Raw genomic sequence first — 22,559 nt, 5'->3', positions numbered from 1 at the left:
CGTTCGCACCGGGTGTGCCGGGTGCCCCATTCGGGCCGGGGGCACCGGGAGTTCCGGGGGCACCGTTCTCACCGGGGGCGCCAGGCGCACCGTTCGCACCGGGTGTGCCGGGTGCCCCATTCGGGCCGGGGGCACCGGGAGTTCCGGGGGCACCGTTCTCACCGGGGGCGCCAGGCGCACCGTTCGGGCCAGCTGCACCGGGAGTTCCGGGGGCACCGTTCTCGCCGGGCGTGCCCGGTGTGCCAGGGGCTCCGTTCGGGCCGGGGGCACCGGGAGTTCCGGGGGCACCGTTCTCACCGGGGGCGCCAGGCGCACCGTTCGGGCCAGCTGCACCGGGAGTTCCGGGGGCACCGTTCTCGCCGGGCGTGCCCGGTGTGCCAGGGGCTCCGTTCGGGCCAGCTGCACCGGGAGTTCCGGGGGCACCGTTTGCACCAGGGGTGCCGGGAGCGCCGGCGGGTCCGGGGGCACCGGGAGTGCCGGCCGTGCCGGGGGCTCCGTTCGGGCCGGTAGCGCCGTTGGCGCCGGGGGCCCCGTTCGGACCGGGGGCGCCGGGGGCGCCAGGAGTGCCGGCGTCACCGGCGGCGCCGGGGGCGCCGGTCGGACCGGTGGCGCCGGTCGGACCGGTCGGGCCGGGAGGGCCGGTCGGGCCCGTGGTGCCGGGCGGGCCGGGCGGGCCGACCGTGCAGGCCGCCCGCGTAATGGTGTTGTCGTCCAGCGTGACCGCGCCGTTGCGCGCCAGCACACGGCCTTCGATCGCCGTTCCGGTCTGGGCGGCGATGGAGGTCAGGGCCAGGACGTTGCCCTTGAAGAAGGAATGGGTTCCGAGGGTGGCGGAACTGCCCACCTGCCAGAACACGTTGCAGGCCTGTGTTCCGTTCACGAGACTGACGTTGCTCGCCGAACCCGTGATCAGGGTCTCGGCGATCTGGAAGATGAAGACGGCGCTCGAGTCGCCGTGGGCGTCAAGAGTGACGGTGCCGGTGAGTCCCAGGGGTCCCGAAGACTTGTAGACGCCGGGCGACAGCGTGCTTCCGACGAGATCGCCCGAGACAAGGGCCGTGGGTGCCCGGCCGGCTGCGTCGTTGTAGGCGATGACCAGGTCGGACTGGGCTTGCAGGGCTACGGCGTCGCCCACGTGCTGTGCGCCGTTGACGAGTCCGGGCGGGAAGCCCGTCACCGAAGAGCCGGGGCTGAGGCCTAGGTCACCGTTGATGACACTGGGGCCCGTGTTGGTGACCGTCGAACCGGCCAGAACCGCGTAACTGGTGTCGGTACCCAAGGTCACAGGGGCTTCCGCAGCGTACGCGACGTTCGTGACCAGAGTGGTCGCCGTCAGCAACACTATTCCCGGCATCAGCCAGCGGACGGTTCCCTTGAGTTGAGTACGACAACGCCCCCCGAATGCTGGGTTGGACGGACTGGCAGCCACTGCCATGGGACATGACCTTTCCTGTCGCCGTTGAGCTCGGTCGCGCCGGCGTGGGCATTCCGAGCACCGTGTGAGCTCTGGCCAGACCTGACAGCAGGGTGCATTCCTGCCGGAGGAGGTGATGGGCCGTCACTCATTCACTGATGGCGGCAATAGAAGCATAAGAGGTAAATCAGAAGAAAGGCCCATGAGAGTGACATATCGTTATGTTCCCGAACGTGCTTTTCACCTATCTGGCGGACCCTCAAATAATTTGCGGCATACGGAGATTCTGTACAGGGGAATGCAACTGCCTTTGCGAAAAACCTGTTCGGCCCCGGCGGATCCGACTACCGTCGCGCCGCCCGGCGCGCTGTGCGCGGCCCTGATCTCTCTGAGAGAAGACTGCCTTGCAGACCTGGAGGCCCGGCTACGGGCCAGCGGCGAGCGCAGCGAGGCGCCTTGATCTAGTAGAGAAACTCCCACCGCGCACCGCCGGACCGTGGGGCTGCCAGCTCCCGAAGGCTGCGCCGACTGGCACTCAGGTGGCGGGTTCCTCGTCGTTCCAGTCGGGCAGGGTCGTTGTGCCGGAGAGCCAGTCGCGGCGCAGGATCGCGTATCCGACTGCGTCGTGGACGTGCCCCTGCTCGTCTGGCCAAGCTTGCCGGTAGTGCGCTTCCTTGGCATACCCGCTGGACAGGAACGTACGGCGCATTGCGCGGTTGTCCTGGCGGGTAGTGCCTTCGATCCGCTGGAGGTCGGGGAACTCAGTGAACAGGTACCCAGTCAGCCAGGCGAGGGCCTGCCCGCCGAGACCTCGACTCCGGTGGGCTGCGCCGACCCTGAGGTCGAACAGGGGCGTGCCACCTTCGGGCACGTCGGCCAGATCGAACAGACGAATCAAGCCGACTCTGTCGCCGCCGACGATGATCCAGAAGGTCCGGCTTTCGTCACCGTCGTAGAAGCCGTCGACGACCCGCCGCCGCACGGTGTCGCGGTCGAGCGCTACGGGTCCGTGAAACGGCCATGGCTCGTCGATCAGAAAACTGGCCAGGAAGTCGACGTCGGAGGCAACGAGACGCTGGTAGCTGGTGTGCACGGACTGCACGCTACGGATCGAACATCCCAAGCGGAAGTGATTTCCAAAGGCGCGGAGCCAGTTTGCGGTTGGGTTGGCTGGGCCTTCGCCGGCTGACGCCCCAGGTGGTGCCTGGTCCGGCTCTCGGTCGGCAGACCGCTGGTGTCGATGACCGACTGCATCCGGACTGCGGCCGTGCACCGGTACACCACCATCACCGTGCCGGCCGAGCCCGACGCCGGACACCCGGATCCCTGGGTACTGCGATGGGGCACCCAGCTCGACATCCGGCCCATCTAGGCATTCGGCGCCGGAGAGGACGTGAGTGGAAAGGCTGTCGCTTCCTACGTGGCGAAGTACGCCACCAAAGCCGCCGAGACCACGGGCACCCTGGACCGGCGCATCGGGGAGCTGCACGAACTCGACCGGCACGGCGTGCCCGATCACGCTCAGCGGCTGATCCCGGCCCTGCTGGGACCTGGACTCGATCTATCCCGAGCGGCGGCTCTGAGCGTGGGCGCACATGCTCGGCTTCCGGGGGCACTTCTCGTCCAAGTCCCGCCGCTACTCCACCACCCTCGGCGCCCTGCGCCAGGTCCGAGCCGACTACCGCGCCGCCGAACAACGCGAAGCCCTCGGCCTGCCCGACATCACCCACGATCCGACCGTGCTCGTCATGGCCGACTGGCAGTACGCCGGCCAAGGCCACACCCCCGGTGAATCCCTCCTCGCTGCCAGCGTCGCCCGGGACCTGCGCATCAACCGCGAAACCGCTCGCGAGGCTCTGGCGGATCTCCGTGACTCGATGGGGGAGGCGGCATGAGAGATGAGCTGATGACCGTTCCGCAGATCCTTGACGAACTGGGAAAGGTGTCGCGTCGGACGTTCTATCGCTGGCGCGAACTCGGACACGGGCCTGCCGCCTTCAAGCTCCCCAACGGTGAACTTCGCGTGTGGCGTTCCGACTTCACTGCGTGGCTCAACAAGCTGGAAAGGGCTGCCGCATGAAGTCAACGGACGTACGCGTGTGGTCGATCCGGCAGATGAAGTCCGCTGGATGGTCGCCGGTAATCCGTTCTCTCAGACGCGTAGAACCAAGGCTCTGGCGGACCAATTCCGTTCGAACTTGCTACGCGCGACCCGCGACGGCGAGGAGTTCGACACCGAGATCGGCCTTCCCGGTTCCCTGGTCGAAAAGACCGCGTCGGTGACCTGGTACGCCTTCGCTCTGCGCTACCTCGCCATGAAGTGGCCGCATGCCGCTCCCAACACGCGCGACGAGATGAACGAATCCCTGGTCGTCGTGACCATGGCGCACCTGGCCGACCGCCCTGGCCGGCCGTCCGATGAGCTTCTGCGCAAGGCGCTCACGCACGACGACCGGTGGATTGAAGAACCGGCCCGTGGAAGAGGTCCGGCCCGTGCCGATTCCTCCACAGCTTGTGGACATCTATCGCGAGCACCTGGAGACGTTCGGCGCGGCCAAGGATGGGCGGCTGTTCACCAATGAGCGCGGGGGAGTGGTCGGCGCTTCTACGTACTCCCGGGTGTGGCGGGAGGCTCGGCTCCTGGCCCTGTCGCCGGCCGCGGTCGCGTCGCCGCTCGCAGATGTCCCGTACGCCTTGCGGCACTCGGCGCTGTCGACGTGGCTCAACGCCGGGGTGGACGCCACGGAGGTCGCCGAACGCGCGGGCAACAGTGTCGAGGTGCTGCTGAGCCGGTACGCCAAGTGCATCGACGGGCGGCAGGAGGTGGCCAACCGTCGGATCGAGGATCTGTTGCGTGAGTATGAGTGAGTGACAGGTGAGATGAACGTCGTAGCCTGGCCCCTGGAGTCTTCCGGGGGCCTTCGTCATTTCCGGGTGTTGACCTGCGAAAACGTCGCAAGATCCATCCCGCGAATACGCCGCAGCATCCGACATAGGGCTGCACAGAGGGGCGTTCGGCTGCATATGACGGTAGATACGCGAAGACCCCGTCCCCAGCGTTTCCGCTGGTTACGGGGTCCTCGGACACCTCTTACAAGGTGCCCCCGGCAGGATTCGAACCTGCGCACCCGGCTCCGGAGGCCGATGCTCTATCCCCTGAGCTACGGGGGCGTGTCGTCCGCTGTAGCGGTGACGGGTGAAACCCTACCAGCTTGTGCATGGTGCCTGGGTACAGGGTTTTGGGGTGTTGGCCCGGAGGGGGCGGGGGTGGTGGGGAGAGGGCTTTAGCGCATGGGGTGCGGTGGGCGGGAGCGGGTTCGGAAAGCTCCCTCTCACGGGGAAGAAGTGGGCAAAACGCGGACGGATCGCGATGGCCCCGCCTACTCTTCGAGATGTGCCGGGCATGTCCGGCCGGGTCCTTGTCGTCGACGACAACAAGGTCATCCGGCAGCTGATCAGGGTCAATCTCGAGCTGGAGGGCTTCGAGGTCGTGACCGCGGCCGATGGTGTCGAGTGCCTGGACATCGTGCACCGGGTGCGGCCCGATGTGATCACGCTCGATGTGGTGATGCCACGGCTCGACGGGCTGCGTACGGCGGCCCGGTTGCGGGCGGACGCGCGGACGCGGGACATACGGATCGCGATCGTCAGCGCGTGCACGCAGCTCGAGGTCGAGCGCGGCGTGGCGGCCGGGGTGGACGCGTTCCTGGGGAAGCCGTTCGAGCCCTCCGATCTGGTGAACATGGTGCGGCGGCTGGCTCACAGCGGATCGGGTGCCACGGGCGTCGAGCCGTCCGCCGGCGCGCCCACCGAGGACCAGGCGGCAGCGGCGCCGGGCACCGGTTGCGGCTGAGACCGAGGTTGCCGCGCAGGCTGCTCCCGGGGTTCCGACCAGGGTGATCTTGGCCCCGCCCGCAAGCCCTGCGCACCGGCCTGTCAGCTGCCTCGCTCGCCGCCCCGCTCGCCGCTCCCACCCCTCGCGGAAGGGTGGAGGGCGCCGAAACCCGGTCGCATGGGTACCCCTCTCCTCGCCTACCCTTTCCGTGTGACCCCTGCCGAGCTCTCCCGTGCTGTGCTGAGCACGGTCCGCCGCGCCGTCGCGGCCGATGAGCTGCGGGTGAAGGTGCCGGACCGGATCAGCGTGCAGCGCCCGCCCCGCCCCGGGTGCGGCGACTACGCGACCAATGTCGCGCTGCAGCTCGCGGGCGCCGCTGGGTGCCCGCCGCGGGAGGTCGCGGAGGTGCTGCGCAAGCGGCTGGCGACGGAACCCGGCATCGCGCAGGTGGTGATCGCGGGGCCCGGTTTCCTGAACATCACGCTCGATGCGGCGGCGTACGGGGACGTCGTGCGCAAGGTGCTGGAGCAGGGGGCGGCGTACGGCCACAGCGACGCCCTCGCCGGCACGTACGTGACACCCGTCCATGACGGCGAGCCGCGCGCGGCGGTCACCGCGGAGGTGCTGGAGCGGCTGCTGCGCGCCTGCGGCGCCGGGGTCCCAGCAGGTGCCGGGGTGCGAGTGATCGACACCGGAGCGGCCGACTCAACCGACACCGCAGCGGCCGGCCAAACCGAAGCCGCCGACCCGAGCGACGCCGAAGTCCCCGACCCCGCCCACCCCGGCCCCCCCGAACCCGTCGTCGTCCGTCCCGCCGGCCTCACCCGCACCCAGCTCTGCGAGCGCCTCGGCCCCGACGCCGCCCGCTGGGCGCTGCTCCGCCCCCCGGCCGACGACACGCCGTCGCTGGACCCGGCCGTTCTCCTCTCGCAGCGCGCCGCGAATCCGCTCTTCCGGGTCCGGTACGCCCACGCCCGCACCCGCGCGCTGCTCCGCAACGCCCACGATCTGGGCATCCAACCCTCCTCCGACGCTTCGGACGGTACGTTTCACCATCCCGCGGAGACGGACCTCCTCGGCCTGATCGCCGACTATCCCCGTGTCATCGAGACCGCTGCCCGGCACCGCGCCCCCGATCGGGTCGCCCGCCACCTGGAGCGGCTCGCCGACGCTTTCCTCCGCTTCCACGACGAGTGCCCGCCGCTGCCGCGCGGCGACGAGAAACCCTTGGCCGCCCACCGTGTCCGGCTGTCGCTCGCCGAAGCGACCGGCACGGTGCTCGCGGGCGGCCTGAACCTGCTCGGCATCAGCGCGCCAGAACACCTCTGAGGAGACAGAGTCCCGTGAGTAGATCCGCCCACCCCGCCGGGCCCCGCTACGCCGATGTCATGCCCGAGGGGCACTACACCGCACCCCCCGCAGACCTGAACGTCCTCGACCCGCGGGTGTGGGCCCGTACGGTCACCCGCAACGCGGACGGCGCGGCCGAGGTCGGCGGGCTGGACGTACGCGATCTCGCCGAGGAGTTCGGCACGCCCGCCTACTTCCTCGACGAGGAGGACTTCCGGGCCCGCTGCCACGCCTGGCGCGACGCGTTCGGCGAGGAAGCGGACGTGTTCTACGCGGGGAAGGCGTTCCTGTCCCGGGCGGTGGTGAAGTGGCTGTTCGAGGAGGGGCTCAACCTCGACGTGTGTTCCGGCGGTGAGCTGGCGGTGGCGCTGTCGGCGGGCATGCCGGCCGACCGCATCGCGCTGCACGGCAACAACAAGTCGCTGGAGGAGATCGAGCGCGCCATCGAGGTGGGTGTCGGGCGGATCGTTCTGGACTCGTTCCAGGAGATCGTCCGGGTCGCGCACATCGCCGAGCGGCTGGGGAAGCGCCAGCGGGTGCAGATCCGGGTCACCGTCGGTGTCGAGGCGCACACGCACGAGTTCATCGCGACAGCGCACGAGGACCAGAAGTTCGGGCTGGCGCTCGCCGGCGGGCAGGCGGCCGAGGCGGTGCGCCGGGTCCTGAAGCTCGATGCGCTGGATTTGGTCGGCATCCACTCCCACATCGGTTCGCAGATCTTCGACATGGCCGGCTTCGAGGTCGCGGCGCGCCGCGTGGTGGCCCTGCTCGCCGAGGTCCGCGACGAGCACGGCGTGGAGCTGCCCGAGATCGACCTGGGTGGTGGCCTCGGCATCGCGTACACCTCGGAGGACGACCCGGCCGAGCCGCACGACATCGCCAGGTCGCTGCGGGAGATCGTCACCCGTGAGTGCGAGGCGAACGGCCTGGGCGTGCCGCGGCTGTCGGTGGAGCCGGGCCGGGCGATCGTCGGCCCGACGGCGTTCACGCTGTACGAGGTGGGCACCGTGAAGCCACTGGAGGGGCTGCGGACGTATGTGAGCGTGGACGGCGGAATGTCCGACAACATCCGCACCGCGCTGTACGACGCCGAGTACAGCGTCTCCCTGGTGTCCAGGACGTCCACGGCCGAGCCGATGCTCGCGCGGGTCGTCGGCAAGCACTGCGAGTCCGGCGACATCGTCGTGAAGGACGCGTTCCTGCCCGCCGATCTCGCGCCCGGCGATCTGCTCGCCGTTCCGGCGACCGGGGCGTACTGCCGTTCCATGGCGAGCAATTACAACCATGCTCTGCGGCCGCCGGTGGTGGCCGTGAATGATGGCGGAGCGCGGGTGATCGTGCGACGTGAGACGGAGGACGATCTCCTGCGTCTCGACGTCGGCTGACGTGAAATCTCAAAAATAGCGGGGCTGGTCTCACACACCGGACAGGAGATGGATTCTCGCGTCCGGTGCGTGAGACTGGTCCCACCCCGAGAGCTGTGAGAAACGAGGTCGGATGATGCGTACGCGTCCGCTGAAGGTGGCGCTGCTGGGCTGTGGTGTGGTCGGCTCAGAGGTGACGCGCATCATGACGACGCAGGGCGCCGATCTCGCCGCGCGGATCGGAGCCCCGGTCGAGCTGGCCGGAATCGCGGTGCGACGCCCGAACCGGGTGCGCGCAGGCGTGCCCGCCGAGCTGCTCACCACCGACGCCACCGCCCTGGTCAAACGGGGCGACATCGACGTCGTCATCGAGGTGATCGGCGGCATCGAGCCGGTCCGCACGCTGATCACCACGGCCTTCGAGCACGGTGCGTCCGTGGTCAGCGCCAACAAGGCGCTGCTCGCCGCGGACGGTGCGACGCTGCATGCCGCCGCCCTCGCGCACAAGGTCGACCTCTACTACGAGGCCGCCGTGGCCGGTGCCATCCCGCTGATCCGCCCGCTGCGCGAGTCGCTGGCCGGCGACAAGATCAACCGGGTGATGGGCATCGTCAACGGCACGACCAACTTCATCCTGGACCGGATGGACTCCAGCGGCGCCGGCTACTCCGAGGCGCTCGACGAGGCCACCGCGCTCGGCTACGCCGAGGCCGACCCGACCGCCGACGTGGAGGGCTTCGACGCCGCCGCGAAGGCCGCGATCCTGGCCGGGATCGCCTTCCACACCCGCGTGACCATGGACGATGTGTATCGCGAGGGCCTGACCGAGGTCACCGCCGCCGATATCGCGTCCGCCAAGCGGATGGGCTGCACGGTCAAGCTGCTGGCCATCTGCGAGCGCACCGCCGACGGCAGGTCCGTCACCGCCCGGGTCCACCCGGCGATGATCCCGCTCAGCCACCCGCTGGCGAGTGTCCGTGAGGCGTACAACGCGGTCTTCGTCGAGGCGGAGGCCGCGGGTCAGCTCATGTTCTACGGTCCCGGCGCGGGCGGCGCACCCACCGCCTCCGCCGTACTCGGCGACCTCGTGGCCGCCTGCCGCAACAAACTGGCAGGCACCACAGGCGCCGGCGAGTCCGCGTACACGCAACTGCCGGTGAGCCCGATGGGCGATGTGGTCACCCGCTACCACATCAGCCTTGACGTGGCGGACAAACCTGGCGTTCTCGCCCAGGTCGCCACTGTTTTCGCGGAACACGACGTGTCGATCGACACGGTCCGCCAGCAGGGCAAGGACGGCGAAGCGTCCCTCGTCGTCGTCACTCACCGTGCGCCCGACGCCGCCCTCTCGGCGACCGTCGGAGCGCTGCGGAAGCTCGACACCGTACGCGGCGTCGCCAGCATCATGCGCGTGGAAGGGGAGTAACCCACTATGAACGCTGTCACCGACCATCCCCGAATGTCCGGCACCCACCAGTGGCGCGGCATCATCGAGGAGTACCGCAGCCGGCTGCCGGTCTCGGCGGACTCCCCGGTCGTCACGCTCCTGGAGGGTGGCACACCGCTCGTTCCCGCCCAGCTGCTCTCAGAGCTGACCGGCTGCGACGTCTACCTCAAGGTCGAGGGCGCCAACCCCACCGGCTCCTTCAAGGACCGCGGGATGACCATGGCGATCACCCGGGCCAAGGAGGAGGGCGCCAAGGCCGTCATCTGCGCGTCCACCGGCAACACCTCCGCCTCGGCGGCCGCCTACGCGGTGCGCGCCGGAATGGTCTGCGCCGTTCTGGTGCCGCAGGGCAAGATCGCGCTCGGCAAGATGGGCCAGGCGCTGATCCACGGCGCGAAGATCCTGCAGGTCGACGGCAACTTCGACGACTGCCTGGAGCTGGCCCGCGGACTGTCGGAGAAGTACCCCGTGGCGCTGGTCAATTCGGTCAACCCGGTACGTATCGAGGGCCAGAAGACCGCGGCGTTCGAAATCGTCGACGCGCTCGGCGACGCGCCCGACATTCACCTGCTTCCGGTGGGCAACGCGGGCAACATCACCGCGTACTGGCGCGGCTACCGCGAGTACGCGGCGGACGGTGTCTCCACCCGCAAGCCGCGCATGTGGGGCTTCCAGGCGTCCGGTTCGGCGCCGATCGTCAACGGCGCTCCGGTGCGCAGCCCGCAGACCATCGCGACCGCGATCCGGATCGGCAACCCGGCCTCCTGGCAGTTCGCCGAGGAGGCGCGGGACGAGTCCGGCGGTCTGATCGAAGCGGTGACCGACCGTCAGATCCTGTCCGCCTACCGGCTGTTGGCCGCCAAGGAGGGCGTCTTCGTGGAGCCCGCATCGGCCGCTTCGGTCGCGGGTCTGCTCAAGGCGCTCGAAGAGGGCAAGGTCGATCCCGGCCAGCGGATCGTCTGCACGGTCACCGGCAATGGCCTCAAGGACCCGGACTGGGCGGTCGCCGGAGCGCCCCAGCCGGTCACCGTCGAGGTCGACGCCGACGCCGCAGCCGAGAAGCTCGGGCTGGTCTGACGCGGCGCCGTGGCGAAGGGGCGCACGAAGAAGCTCGCGACACGCATCACGCGCTGTTCGTGCGCCCTATGTCGCAGCAGAACCTTCCTTCGATAGGCTGGCCCCACCGGCGCCGTAGCGCGCCGATCCGGCTCATGCCACAGGCATTGCCGCTCCTGCCACACCACAGCCCCGCCGTACTCCGCCGATGGCTCGGCATTCCGGGGCAGAACCGCACTTCTGCACAAGAACAAGCACCAGCACAAGGAGAATCGTCGAACGATGGCCGGTCCCGCGTTCCGCGCCGCCGCTGTCCGAGTGCGCGTCCCCGCGACCAGCGCCAACCTCGGCCCCGGCTTTGACGCCTTCGGCCTGGCGCTGGGCCTTTACGACGATGTCGTGGTCCGGGTCGCCGACTCCGGGCTGCATGTCGACATCGCGGGCGAGGGCGCCGAGAACCTGGCCCGCGACGAGAAGCACCTGGTCGTGCGCTCGATGCGGACCGCCTTCGACCTGCTCGGCGGACAGCCCCGCGGCCTCGAGGTGGTCTGCGCCAACCGCATCCCGCACGGCCGCGGCCTGGGCTCCTCGTCCGCCGCGATCTGTGCCGGGATCATGGCCGCCCGCGCGGTGACGATAGGCGGCCCGGAGCGTCTCGACGATGCCGCACTGCTGGAACTGGCCACCGAGATCGAGGGCCACCCCGACAACGTCGCCGCCTGTCTGCTCGGCGGCTTCACCCTCGCCTGGACCGAATCCGGTGCCGCCCACGCGATCCGGATGGATCCGGCGGCCTCCGTCGTCCCGGTGGTCTTCGTGCCGGCCAAGGCGGTGTTGACCGAGGTCGCCCGCGGACTTCTGCCGCGCACCGTCCCGCATGTGGACGCCGCGGTCAACGCGGGCCGTGCCGCGCTGCTGGTGGAGGCGCTCACCCGCCGCCCAGAGCTGCTGCTGCCCGCCACCGAGGACCGGCTGCACCAGGACTACCGCGCTCCCGCCATGCCCGAAAGTGTGGCTCTGGTGAACCGGCTGCGTGCTGACGGCGTCCCTTCAGTCATCTCGGGAGCGGGGCCCACGGTCCTCGCGCTCACCGAGGAGGGCGCCGCGGACAAAGTCTCCCGGCTCGCGGGCGAGGGATGGGCGGCCAACCGTCTGGCCCTCGACGCGGCAGGGGCCTGTGTACTGCCTCTGACAGTGGAGCAGTGACACGATTGCCGGTTGGAGAGAGGGGGAATGTTTGTTGGATCCGGTAGTGTTAATGTCAAGCCTGCACTCGACGGACCATGCATATGAATGGTGCCGAAGTGCACGCAGAAGTGATCTGTGTCCCTTCTGGGGACCGCCACTCTTCCGGGAGCCTCCCACCCTGCCTCAGCACCCTGCCTAAGCAGTGGCGAGCACGCTCCGGAGTCGGCGCGAACTATCTCCTTTACCCTTCGCGCCGGAACCATGTATGTATTTCTGCCGCCACAAGGCGGACCATCGCCCCGGCTCTGAGCAGCGGAAACGCCCAGATCCGGACAGCACAACCGGTCGCCGAGCCAGACAGGCCGACGTCCGCTCCAGGGAAGGACCCTTCGTGAGCGACACCACCGATCTGATGGGCGTGCGTGCAGACGCCGCGCCCGCTCCGGACGCCGCTGCCGCGCCTGCCACCGGTGCTGCCCCCAAGCGCCGCCGGTCGGGGACCGGCCTCGACGGCATGGTCCTGGCAGAGCTGCAGCAGCTTGCCTCCGGTCTCGGTATCAAGGGCACCGCGCGGATGCGCAAGAGCCAGCTGATCGAGACGATCAAGGAGACGCAGGCCGGTAAGGGCGCTGCCTCCAGTGCTCCCAAGGCCGCCGCGGTCGCCGGTACGGCGACTGCCGAGGCCGTTGCCGAGAAGCCGAAGCGCCGGGCGACCTCCCGGGCCCGCACGGTGGAGAGCTCCGAGCCCGCTGCCGCGGCTCCGGCCGCCGCCGCGCCGTCCGAGGCGAAGCAGATCGAAATTCCCGGCCAGCCCGCCGGTGAGCAGCCCAAGGCTGCCAGGAACGAGCGGGCCGGCGAGCGCGCCGAGGCCGTTGCCGACGTCGTGGAGGGCAAGCCCGCCACCGACGGCAAGTCCGCGTCCGGCGAGGAGCGCCAGGACCGGCAGCGCGGCCAGCGTGGTGACCGGCAGAACGACCGCCGCGAGCGGCAGGAGCGGCAGCGCGAGCGCCGCAACAACCGTGGCGACGAGAACGGCGCGGCCGGTACCGGCGGTGGCGCGGACGGCGGCAACCGCCAGAACCGCGGCGGCGGCCAGGGCGGCCAGGGCCAGGGCGGTCAGAGCCCGCAGGGTCAGAGCCAGGGCGGCCAGAACCAGGGCCAGGGCGGTCAGGGCCGCGACCAGGGTCAGGGCCAGAACGCGCAGGACGACGACGAGTTCGGCGATGGCCGCGGCCGCCGTCGGGGCCGTTACCGCGACCGCCGCGGGCGGGGCAGCAACCGCCGCGAGGAGCAGCAGCAGTTCGGCAACGAGCCGACGGTCAACGACGACGACGTCCTGATCCCCGTCGCGGGCATCCTGGACATTCTCGACAACTACGCGTTCATCAGGACGTCCGGCTACCTGCCGGGTCCGAACGACGTGTACGTCTCGCTCGCCCAGGTCCGCAAGAACGGCCTGCGCAAGGGTGACCACGTCACCGGCGCCGTCCGCCAGCCCAAGGACGGCGAGCGCCGCGAGAAGTTCAACGCGCTGGTCCGGCTGGACTCGGCGAACGGCATGGCGGCGGACTCCGGCCGCGGCCGTCCCGAGTTCCAGAAGCTGACCCCGCTGTACCCGCAGGACCGGCTCCGACTGGAGACCGACCCGGGTGTGCTGACGACCCGGATCATCGATCTGGTCGCGCCGATCGGCAAGGGCCAGCGTGGTCTGATCGTGGCCCCGCCGAAGACCGGTAAGACCATGATCATGCAGGCGATCGCCAACGCGATCACCGTCAACAACCCCGAGTGCCACCTGATGGTCGTCCTGGTCGACGAGCGTCCGGAAGAGGTCACCGACATGCAGCGGTCGGTGAAGGGCGAGGTCATCTCCTCGACCTTCGACCGCCCGGCCGAGGACCACACCACCGTCGCCGAGCTGGCCATCGAGCGCGCCAAGCGTCTCGTCGAGCTGGGTCACGACGTGGTCGTCCTGCTGGACTCGATCACCCGCCTGGGCCGCGCGTACAACCTCGCGGCGCCGGCCTCCGGCCGCATCCTGTCCGGTGGTGTCGACTCGACCGCGCTCTACCCGCCGAAGCGCTTCTTCGGTGCTGCGCGCAACATCGAGGACGGCGGCTCGCTGACCATCCTGGCCACCGCGCTGGTCGAGACCGGCTCGCGCATGGACGAGGTGATCTTCGAGGAGTTCAAGGGCACCGGCAACATGGAGCTCAAGCTCGACCGCAAGCTCGCCGACAAGCGCATCTTCCCCGCGGTGGACGTCGACCCGTCCGGTACCCGCAAGGAAGAGATCCTGCTCGACCGCGACGAGCTCGCGATCGTCTGGAAGCTCCGCCGGGTGCTGCACGCGCTCGACTCCCAGCAGGCGATCGAACTGCTGCTGGACAAGATGAAGCAGACGAAGTCGAACGCCGAGTTCCTGATGCAGATCGCGAAGACGACCCCGGGCAACAGCAACGACTGACGGGTTCGGGCCCCGCTGAGACGTATGTCACAGAGGGGGCCTCAGGAAGCGGAGAACGGGCTCTCAGGCTCCCCGAAAGGGGCACCTGAGAGCCCGTTCTTATTTTCGGCGTGCACACTCGCCAGGAACCACGTCAGGCGATTCACCGTCTGACATTCAAGACAAGCCACGCCTGAGCGACACAGCTGGGGGTAGCAGCCACACCGACGACGGACGAGGACTGAGGGGCCATGGCGGACGACACGAGCGATACGCGGGGGACGAACGGCGGGCGCGCCGGAACGCGCGCCTCCGGCCGCCGCCGGCGGACGGCCCCGCGCCGCCGCCTGCTGCGAATAGCCGTCTGGGCCGTGGCGGGACTGGTCGTGGTGGGCGGCGCCGGCGCCGGATACCTGTACTTCAAGTTCAGCGGGAACATCAAGGGCGTCAACATCAACCAGGCGCTCGGTGACGACCGGCCCAGCGAGGTCGACAACGGCTCGGAGGACATACTCGTCCTCGGTTCCGACTCCCGCGCCGGTGTGAACGACAAGTACGGCACCGACGAGGGCAGCGCCCGCTCCGACACCGCGATGATCGTGCACCTCTACGAGGGCCACAAGAAGGCCAGCGTGGTGAGCATCCCGCGCGACACCCTCATCACCCGCCCGGAGTGCGCCAAGACCGGCGGCGGCACCTCTCCCGAGGTGCACAAGGTGATGTTCAACGAGTCGTACTCGGTCGGTGGCCCGGCCTGCGCGGTCAAGACCGTCGAGTCCATGACCGGGATCCGCATGGACCACTACATCGAGGTCGACTTCACCGGCTTCAAGGGCCTGATCGACGCCCTGGGCGGGGTTCCCGTCACCACCACCAAGGCGATCCACGACACCTCCAGCCACCTGGACCTGGCGGCCGGCACCCACACGCTCGACGGCGAGCAGTCGCTCGGCCTGGTCCGCACCCGGCACGGCGTCGCCGACGGCAGCGACCTGGGCCGAATACAGCTGCAGCAGGCGTTCATGAAGGCGCTCATGGACCGGGTGAACGGCCTGGGCGTGCTCTCCAGCCCCACGCAGCTCTACAAGGTCGCCGACCGGGCCACCAAGGCCATCACGACCGACTCGGACCTGGCCTCGATCAGCGGCCTGAAGGGCCTGGCGGAGAGCCTCAAGGGCCTCAAGTCCCAGAACATCGACATGGTGACGCTGCCGGTGCAGTACGCCAAGAGCGACGCGAACCGCGTCGAGCCGATGGACGCACAGGCCGCGCTGGTCTGGCAGGCGCTCAAGGCGGACCTGCCGATACCGGCCGCCGCCACCAAGGGCTCCGCCGCCGACGAGACCGACGCCAAGGGCGTCGTCGGAGTCAGTTCCTGAAAACCGGTCCCCGGCGCCCCGTCACGGGCTCCCGCACGGGTCCTGGGCCCTTCCCGGGCCCTTTGCGGGCCTCGCGGGGGCACCGGGAATGAAATCCGGCCGTCGCTCGTTTTGGGAGATGCGGCCGGTCCTGGCAGACTGGACCGCTGGCCCCGGTTCACGTGACGCAAACCCGCTCCACGACCCGGCGCCCTCCCGAACCTAGGAGCATCCCTTGAAGCGCGAAATCCACCCCGAGTACGTCGAGACCCAGGTCACCTGCACCTGTGGCGCGTCGTTCACGACCCGCAGCACCGAGAAGAGCGGCGTCATTCGCGCCGACGTCTGCTCCGCGTGCCACCCGTTCTACACGGGCAAGCAGAAGATCCTCGACACCGGTGGCCGCGTGGCCCGCTTCGAGGCCCGCTTCGGCAAGAAGGCCGCCGGGTCCGCCCAGAAGTAGCGACCCGAAAGCGCCGGTTCTCGGTCTCCCGACACTTCGGGGGACCGGACCGGCGCTTTGTCGTCCGGTACCGATAGCAGTCCAGGGTTGTTCAGGAGAGGCACAGCAATGTTCGAGGCAGTCGAGGAACTGATCGGCGAGCACGTCGACCTCGAGAAGCGGCTCTCCGATCCCGCGGTCCACGCGGATCAGGCGAACGCCCGCAAGCTCAACAAGCGCTACGCCGAACTGACGCCCATCATCGGCACCTACCGCGCCTGGAAGCAGACCGGCGAGGACATCGAGACCGCCCGCGAGTTCGCGCAGGACGATCCCGACTTCGCGGCCGAGCTCAAGGTGCTGGACAAGCAGCGCGCCGAGTTGACCGAGAAGCTGCGGCTGCTGCTCGTACCCCGGGACCCGCACGACGAGAAGGACGTCATCCTCGAGGTCAAGGCCGGAGAGGGCGGCGAGGAGTCCGCGCTGTTCGCCGGCGACCTGCTGCGGATGTACCTGCGGTACGCCGAGCGCGTCGGCTGGAAGACCGAGATCATCGAGGCGAACGAGTCCGACCTCGGCGGCTACAAGGACGTCCAGGTCGCGGTGAAGACCAAGGGCGGCAACGGTGCCACCGAGCCCGGCCAGGGCGTCTGGGCGCGGCTGAAGTACGAGGGCGGCGTGCACCGCGTACAGCGGGTGCCCGCCACCGAGTCGCAGGGCCGGATCCACACCTCCGCGGCCGGCGTGCTCGTCACGCCCGAGGCCGAGGACGTCGAGGTCGAGATCGGCCCGAACGACCTGCGCATCGACGTGTACCGCTCGTCGGGCCCCGGCGGCCAGTCCGTCAACACCACCGACTCCGCGGTGCGCATCACGCACCTGCCGTCCGGTCTGGTCGTCTCCTGCCAGAACGAGAAGAGCCAGCTCCAGAACAAGGAGTCGGCGATGCGTATCCTGCGTTCCAGGCTGCTGGCCGCCGCGCAGGAGGAAGCCGATCAGGAAGCCTCCGACGCGCGCCGCAGCCAGGTCCGCACGGTGGACCGGTCCGAGCGGATCCGGACGTACAACTACCCCGAGAATCGCATCTCGGACCACCGCGTCGGCTTCAAGGCGTACAACTTGGACCAGGTCCTCGACGGGGACCTCGACGCGATGATCCAGGCGTGTGTCGATGCCGACTCCGCCGCCAAGCTGGCCGCGGCCGGCGACGCCGGCTGACACCGGTCGAAGCGCCGGCTGACCAGCCACAGCGCGAGCTAACAGGAGGGCAATCAGTGAACGTGCTGCTCGCCGAGGTGGCGCAGGCCGCCCAGCGGCTGGCCGACGCCGGCGTGCCGTCCCCGCGTTTCGACGCGGAGGAACTGGCCGCGTACGTGCACGGCGTCAAGCGCGGCGAGCTGCACTCGGTCGCCGACTCCGAGTTCGACGCGCGCTACTGGGAGGCGGTCGCCCGCCGCGAGGCCCGTGAGCCGCTGCAGCACATCACCGGACGCGCCTTCTTCCGGTATCTGGAGCTGCAGGTCGGGCCCGGCGTCTTCGTGCCCCGCCCGGAGACGGAGTCGGTCGTCGGCTGGGCGATAGACGCCGTCCGGGCCATGGACGTGGCGGAGCCGCTGATCGTCGACCTCTGCACCGGTTCCGGCGCCATCGCGCTGGCGCTGGCCCAGGAGGTGCCGCGGTCGCGCGTGCACGCCGTGGAGCTGTCGGAGGCGGCCCTGGAATGGGCGCGCAAGAACATCGAAGGAAGCAAGGTCCAGCTGGAGCACGGCGACGCGCTCACCGCGTTCCCCGAGCTCAACGGCCAGGTGGACCTCGTCATCAGCAATCCGCCGTACATCCCGCTCACCGAGTGGGAGTACGTGCAGCCCGAGGCGCGTGACCACGACCCCGAATTGGCCCTCTTCTCGGGTGAGGACGGCCTCGACACCATCCGCGGCATCGAGCGCACCGCGCACCGCCTGCTGCGGCCGGGCGGCGTCGTCGTGATCGAGCACGCCGACTCCCAGGGTGGTCAGGTTCCGTGGATCTTCAAGGAGGACGCCGGCTGGGCCGACGCCGCCGACCACCCCGACCTGAACAACCGGCCCCGCTTCACGACTGCCCGCAAGGCGACGCCATGATGACCGTGGCTCGCGCCGGGGGCCTGTTGCCGGGGGTACGGGGGTCGTCCCCCGGGAGAAAACAGCACGACTGCCCGCAAGGCGACGCCATGATGACGCGGGTCAACTGCACGCACGGCGCCGCAGCGGCGCACAGCCTGGAGGTCAGCTAATGGCACGGCGTTACGACTGCTCGGATGCGACCGACCGCGCCGCCGGACTGCGCGAGGCGACGTCCGCCATCAAGCGCGGTGAGCTCGTCGTGCTGCCCACCGACACCCTGTACGGCATCGGCGCGGACGCGTTCGACGCGCAGGCAGTCGGTGATCTGCTGGAGGCCAAGGGCCGCGGTCGCAACATGCCCTCACCGGTGCTGGTCGGCTCCCCGAACACGCTGCACGGCCTGGTCACGGACTTCTCCGAGCAGGCCTGGGAGCTCGTCGACGCCTTCTGGCCCGGCGCGCTCACCCTCGTCGCCAAGCACCAGCCGTCCCTGAGCTGGGACCTCGGCGACACCCGCGGCACCGTCGCGGTCCGGATGCCGCTGCACCCCGTCGCGATCGAACTGCTGACCGCCACCGGGCCGCTCGCCGTGTCCAGCGCCAATCTGACCGGTCACCGTTCCCCCGAGGACTGTGACGCCGCGCAGGAGATGCTGGGCGACTCCGTCGCGGTGTACCTGGACGCCGGGCCGACGCCCGCCACGGTCCCGTCGTCCATCGTCGACGTGACCGGCAAGATCCCGGTGCTGCTGCGGGCCGGCGCGATCAGCGCCGACCAGCTCCGAGAGGTCGTACCCGACCTGGAGGAGCGCAATTGACCGCGCCCGAAAGGCGTGGCATACCGGGTCAGCGCGATGACCGCTTCCGCATCCTCCACGTCTGCACCGGCAATGTCTGCCGCTCGCCGATCGCCGAGCGGCTGACCCGCCACGAGCTGACGCTGCGCCTCGGCGACGGTGCCGACGGCATCCTCGTCGAGTCCGCCGGCACCTGGGGGCACGAAGGCGCGCCCATGGAAGCGCACGCCGCCGCCGTCCTCACCGAGTACGGCGCCGACGCGTCCGGATTCATCGGCCGTGAACTGCTCGACGACCACGTCATCGACGCCGACCTGGTGCTCACCGCGACCCGCGACCACCGCGCGCAGGTCATCTCGATGGGGCACGCCGCCGGGCTGCGCACCTTCACGCTGAAGGAGTTCACCCGGCTGGTGCGGGCCATAGACCCGGCGACCCTCCCCGAGGGCAGCGTGACCGAGCGCGCCCGCGCGCTGGTCCGTGCCGCCGCGGCGCTGCGCGGCTGGCTGCTGGCCCCCAGCGCCGAGGCCGACGAGGTCTACGACCCCTACGGCGCCCCCATCGGCTTCTTCCGCAACATCGGCGAGGAGATCCACAGCTCCCTCGACCCGGTCGTCACCGCGCTGACCGGAATCCGCACCCCGACCCCCCGGTAGACCGGGCGCGGCTGGATCCGGCGCGTGCTGCCACGCTCGCCGGGCGCCGTGGCAGCAGCGCCCCTACAGTTGGGTGCAGTTACCCGACCCTCCTGCGGGAGTCCTGCCATGCCGGTCGCCGAAACCCCCTCCATGACCTCGCTGCGGCCCGCCGCCCAGACGTGGCAACCGGATTTTGACGCGCTGCGTCGGCAGGACCCCGAGCTGGCGGGAGCGCTCCTCGCCGAACTGCAGCGGCAGAGCACGACGCTGCAGCTGATCGCGGGGGAGAACTTCACCTCGTCGGCCGTCCTGGCCGCGCTCGGCTCGCCCCTCGCCAACAAGTACGCCGAGGGCTATCCGTCCCGCCGCCACCACTCCGGGTGCGAGCTGGTCGACGTCGCGGAGCGGCTGGCCGTGGAGCGCGCCACCGGCCTTTTCGGCGCCGCGCACGCCAATGTGCAGCCGTACTCCGGCTCCTCCGCCGTACTGGCCGCGTACGCGGCGCTGCTGGTCCCCGGTGACAAGGTGCTCGCGATGGCGCTGCCGCACGGCGGCCACCTCACGCACGGCTCGCAGGCGAACTTCTCCGGCCGCTGGTTCCGCTTCGTGGGCTACGGGGTGACGCCGCCCGGGTCCCCGGACGGCGGCGGTCTGATCGACTACGACCAGGTGCGGTCGCTGGCCCTGGAGCACCGCCCCAAGGCGATCGTGTGCGGTGCCATCGCCTACCCACGGCACATCGACTACCGGGTGTTCCGGGAGATCGCCGACGAGGTCGACGCGTATCTGATCGTGGACGCCGCGCACACCCTGGGCCTGGTGGCGGGAGGTGCCGCGCCCAGCCCGGTGCCGTACGCGGACGTGGTGTGCGCCACCACCCACAAGGTGCTGCGCGGACCGCGCGGCGGGCTGATCCTGTGCGGCGCCGATCTCGCGCAGCGCATCGACCGGGCGGTCTTCCCGTTCTCGCAGGGCGGCCCGCATCTGCACTCCATCGCCGCGAAGGCGGCGGCCTTCGCGGAGGCCGCGACCCCGGCGTACTCCGTCTACGCCCACCAGGTCGTCGCCAACGCGCGGCTGCTGGCCGACGCGCTCGCCGCCGAGGGGCTGGTGATCACCACCGGCGGTACCGACACCCATCTGATCACCGCCGATGTCACTCCGCTGGGTGTCACCGGAGTCCAGGCCAGAGGGCGCTGCGCCGCCGCCGGAATCGTCCTCGACAAGTACGCGCTGCCGTACGACCCGCAGCCGTCCGACATCGGGTCCGGGATCCGGATCGGTACCGCCGCGGTGACCACCCAGGGCATGACGGAACCGGAGATGTCGCAGGTCGCGCCCTTGATCGCCCGAGCGCTGCGCGAGGAGCAGGGGCTCGCCGCCGAGGTCGCGGAACTCGTCGGAGGCTTCCCGCCGTACCCGGCGTGACGGGCCGTCCCGGGGCGCTGGAACCACGGGCCGGTCCCTGTGAGTCTTTGCAGATGTTCGCAGCTGGGAGTAGGACGCCACTAAGGTGTGACGCTGTGAGGACCTGCCCGACGCCCATGAAGCACCGCTTCGTCCGGCCGACCCTGCCGGAGGCAGCCCTGTGCGCGAGTATCTGCTGACGCTGTGTGTGACCGCCGCCGTCACGTACCTCCTGACGGGCCCGGTGCGGAAGTTCGCCATCGCGGCCGGCGCCATGCCGGAGATCCGTGAGCGGGACGTGCACCGGGAGCCGACACCCAGGCTCGGTGGAATCGCGATGTTCGGCGGCCTCTGCGCGGGCCTGCTGGTCTCCTCCCATCTGTGGAACCTCAGCAGCGTCTTCGAACTCTCCAACGAGCCGCGCGCGCTGCTCTCCGGGGCGGGCCTGATCTGGCTGCTGGGCGTGCTGGACGACAAGTGGGGCGTGGACGCCCTGATCAAGCTCGGCGCCCAGATGATCGCCGCGGGCGTCATGGTGCTGCAGGGTCTGACGATCCTGTGGCTGCCGGTCCCCGGTGTGGGCACGGTCTCGCTGTCGCCGATCCAGTCCACGCTGCTCACCGTCGCGCTGGTCGTGATCACCATCAACGCCGTCAACTTCGTCGACGGTCTGGACGGCCTGGCGTCCGGCATGGTCGCCATCGCCGCCATCGCGTTCTTCATGTACGCGTACCGCATGTGGTACGGCTACGGAGTCGAGGCCGCCGCCCCCGCGACGCTCTTCAGTGCGATCCTCATCGGGATGTGCCTGGGCTTCCTCCCGCACAACCTCCACCCGGCCCGGATCTTCATGGGCGACTCCGGCTCGATGCTGATCGGCCTGGTCCTCGCCTCGTCCGCGATCTCCATCACCGGCCAGGTCGACCCGGACGCGATCACCGACATGACGGGGTCGACCCGGGAGACCGTGCACTTCATGGTGCCGGTCTACATGCCGCTGCTGCTGCCGCTCACCCTGATCGCGATCCCGGCCGCCGACCTGGTGCTGGCCATCGTGCGCCGCACCTGGAACGGGCAGTCGCCGTTCGCGGCCGACCGCGGCCACCTGCACCACCGGCTGCTGGAGATCGGGCACTCGCACAGCCGGGCGGTGCTGATCATGTACTTCTGGTCGGCGCTGATCGCGTTCGGCGCGGTCGCCTTCTCGCTCAACTCCTCCAGCCTGTGGATCGTGTTGGTGATCATGGTCCTCAGCGCGGTCGGCCTGGTCGTGCTGCTGCTGCCGCGGTTCCGGCCGCGCGCACCGCGCTGGGCCGAGTCGTTCGTACCGCCCCGCTACCGCCGCAAGCGCCGGGCGACGCAGGCCGCGCAGCTCGCCGCCGAGCAGCTGATCAGCTCCGGCGCGGCCGCCGGCGTCCATGGCTCGACAGCCATCGGCGACCGCTCCCGGCTGCCCGACCGACGCCCGGTCGACAGCCGCAGGTAAGCAGCTGTTCGCCTCTAGCAGACGCCGAGTTGGACGTCAGCGGAATGACACGCCGACTACTCCGTCCGTGTGACAGGCAGCACACGAACAAGGTAAAGACCGGATCAAATACTTTGTGATACCGTTCACGAAACCCGGGAAACAAGCCGAAAGACCCTAGTGCGACGGTCTTCCGGCGTGAGGCACGTCCTCGGTCCGGGTCTACGCTCGTCTCCGACGACCAGCCGCTT

At 69.8% G+C, this 22,559-nt stretch carries 20 protein-coding genes, 1 tRNA gene and 1 pseudogene; 19 read left to right on the top strand and 3 right to left on the bottom strand.

Translation table 11 applies throughout. From position 1 onward, the window contains the following. Positions 1 to 1,285 (bottom strand): ice-binding family protein (locus AC07DC_RS30470; RefSeq protein WP_478917696.1); only part of this gene is annotated, 1,285 nt, incomplete at its 3' end. Between the two features lie 664 nt (positions 1,286 to 1,949). Further along, positions 1,950 to 2,507 carry a GNAT family N-acetyltransferase gene (locus AC07DC_RS30465; RefSeq protein WP_478917695.1) on the bottom strand — a complete coding sequence of 186 codons (558 nt, stop codon included), beginning with the start codon at positions 2,505 to 2,507 and terminating at the stop codon, positions 1,950 to 1,952. 99 nt (positions 2,508 to 2,606) lie between these two features. Between AC07DC_RS30465 and AC07DC_RS30460 the strand changes: the two are divergent. The 4 genes and pseudogenes from AC07DC_RS30460 to AC07DC_RS30445 all read left to right on the top strand — a co-directional run. Beyond that, positions 2,607 to 3,309: pseudogene (locus tag AC07DC_RS30460) on the top strand (replication initiator); the annotation flags it as partial. Beyond that, complete coding sequence (locus tag AC07DC_RS30455) at positions 3,306 to 3,494, top strand: helix-turn-helix transcriptional regulator (RefSeq protein WP_478917693.1); 189 nt, start codon at positions 3,306 to 3,308, stop codon at positions 3,492 to 3,494. The pseudogene AC07DC_RS30460 and the gene AC07DC_RS30455, both read left to right, overlap by 4 nt. A gap of 19 nt (positions 3,495 to 3,513) precedes the next feature. Then, positions 3,514 to 3,996, top strand: coding sequence for a hypothetical protein (locus tag AC07DC_RS30450; RefSeq protein WP_478917692.1), 483 nt, complete (start codon positions 3,514 to 3,516; stop codon positions 3,994 to 3,996). Between the two features lie 10 nt (positions 3,997 to 4,006). Beyond that, positions 4,007 to 4,282, top strand: coding sequence for a hypothetical protein (locus tag AC07DC_RS30445; RefSeq protein ID WP_478917691.1), 276 nt, complete (start codon positions 4,007 to 4,009; stop codon positions 4,280 to 4,282). Positions 4,283 to 4,513: 231 nt separating this feature from the next. On the opposite strand, the gene AC07DC_RS30440 is transcribed toward AC07DC_RS30445, so the two are convergent. Then, positions 4,514 to 4,585 (bottom strand) — tRNA-Arg (locus AC07DC_RS30440). A gap of 232 nt (positions 4,586 to 4,817) precedes the next feature. Between AC07DC_RS30440 and AC07DC_RS30435 the strand changes: the two genes are divergently transcribed. The 15 genes from AC07DC_RS30435 (at position 4,818) to AC07DC_RS30365 (ending at position 22,329) form a co-directional block, all read left to right on the top strand. Beyond that, positions 4,818 to 5,267, top strand: coding sequence for a response regulator (locus AC07DC_RS30435; protein WP_478917732.1), 450 nt, complete (start codon positions 4,818 to 4,820; stop codon positions 5,265 to 5,267). A gap of 192 nt (positions 5,268 to 5,459) precedes the next feature. Beyond that, complete coding sequence (gene nrtL, locus AC07DC_RS30430; protein ID WP_478917690.1) at positions 5,460 to 6,578, top strand: ArgS-related anticodon-binding protein NrtL; 1,119 nt, start codon at positions 5,460 to 5,462, stop codon at positions 6,576 to 6,578. 14 nt (positions 6,579 to 6,592) lie between these two features. Then, positions 6,593 to 7,984 (top strand): diaminopimelate decarboxylase, encoded by a 1,392-nt coding sequence (lysA, locus tag AC07DC_RS30425; RefSeq protein ID WP_478917688.1) that lies wholly within the window; start codon positions 6,593 to 6,595, stop codon positions 7,982 to 7,984. 112 nt (positions 7,985 to 8,096) lie between these two features. Continuing rightward, entirely contained in the window at positions 8,097 to 9,389 is a 1,293-nt protein-coding gene (locus AC07DC_RS30420; protein ID WP_478917687.1) for a homoserine dehydrogenase, read from the top strand. A 6-nt stretch (positions 9,390 to 9,395) separates the two neighbouring features. Further along, positions 9,396 to 10,487 (top strand): threonine synthase, encoded by a 1,092-nt coding sequence (gene thrC, locus AC07DC_RS30415; protein ID WP_478917686.1) that lies wholly within the window; start codon positions 9,396 to 9,398, stop codon positions 10,485 to 10,487. A 261-nt stretch (positions 10,488 to 10,748) separates the two neighbouring features. Beyond that, positions 10,749 to 11,672, top strand: a complete 924-nt coding sequence (thrB, locus tag AC07DC_RS30410) for a homoserine kinase (protein ID WP_478917684.1) — start codon at positions 10,749 to 10,751, stop codon at positions 11,670 to 11,672. 373 nt (positions 11,673 to 12,045) lie between these two features. Further along, positions 12,046 to 14,121: a transcription termination factor Rho gene (gene rho / locus AC07DC_RS30405; RefSeq protein WP_478917683.1), complete on the top strand. Its 2,076-nt coding sequence runs from the start codon at positions 12,046 to 12,048 to the stop codon at positions 14,119 to 14,121. Between the two features lie 230 nt (positions 14,122 to 14,351). Further along, the gene (locus AC07DC_RS30400) at positions 14,352 to 15,479 is read left to right on the top strand and encodes an LCP family protein (RefSeq protein WP_478917682.1); all 1,128 of its coding nucleotides are present in this window, start codon (positions 14,352 to 14,354) and stop codon (positions 15,477 to 15,479) included. A 214-nt stretch (positions 15,480 to 15,693) separates the two neighbouring features. Next, the gene (gene rpmE / locus AC07DC_RS30395; RefSeq protein WP_138355974.1) at positions 15,694 to 15,921 is read left to right on the top strand and encodes a 50S ribosomal protein L31; all 228 of its coding nucleotides are present in this window, start codon (positions 15,694 to 15,696) and stop codon (positions 15,919 to 15,921) included. A gap of 108 nt (positions 15,922 to 16,029) precedes the next feature. Beyond that, positions 16,030 to 17,118: a peptide chain release factor 1 gene (gene prfA / locus AC07DC_RS30390; protein WP_478917681.1), complete on the top strand. Its 1,089-nt coding sequence runs from the start codon at positions 16,030 to 16,032 to the stop codon at positions 17,116 to 17,118. Between the two features lie 56 nt (positions 17,119 to 17,174). After that, the gene (prmC, locus tag AC07DC_RS30385) at positions 17,175 to 18,020 is read left to right on the top strand and encodes a peptide chain release factor N(5)-glutamine methyltransferase (protein ID WP_250977753.1); all 846 of its coding nucleotides are present in this window, start codon (positions 17,175 to 17,177) and stop codon (positions 18,018 to 18,020) included. 151 nt (positions 18,021 to 18,171) lie between these two features. Beyond that, positions 18,172 to 18,819 (top strand): L-threonylcarbamoyladenylate synthase, encoded by a 648-nt coding sequence (locus tag AC07DC_RS30380; protein WP_478917680.1) that lies wholly within the window; start codon positions 18,172 to 18,174, stop codon positions 18,817 to 18,819. Beyond that, on the top strand, positions 18,816 to 19,454 hold the full coding sequence (locus AC07DC_RS30375) for an arsenate reductase/protein-tyrosine-phosphatase family protein (protein ID WP_478917679.1): 639 nt from the start codon (positions 18,816 to 18,818) through the stop codon (positions 19,452 to 19,454). The genes AC07DC_RS30380 and AC07DC_RS30375 overlap by 4 nt, the downstream gene beginning before the upstream one ends. Positions 19,455 to 19,562: 108 nt before the next feature. Then, positions 19,563 to 20,864, top strand: coding sequence for a serine hydroxymethyltransferase (locus AC07DC_RS30370; RefSeq protein WP_478917678.1), 1,302 nt, complete (start codon positions 19,563 to 19,565; stop codon positions 20,862 to 20,864). 160 nt (positions 20,865 to 21,024) lie between these two features. Further along, positions 21,025 to 22,329 carry an MraY family glycosyltransferase gene (locus AC07DC_RS30365; RefSeq protein WP_478917677.1) on the top strand — a complete coding sequence of 435 codons (1,305 nt, stop codon included), beginning with the start codon at positions 21,025 to 21,027 and terminating at the stop codon, positions 22,327 to 22,329. Positions 22,330 to 22,559 lie beyond the last annotated feature (230 nt).

Source organism: Streptomyces sp. NPDC045021 (assembly GCF_056432645.1).
Note: the sequence above shows the minus strand (reverse complement) of the source record. Positions and strands in the feature narration are given on the sequence as shown.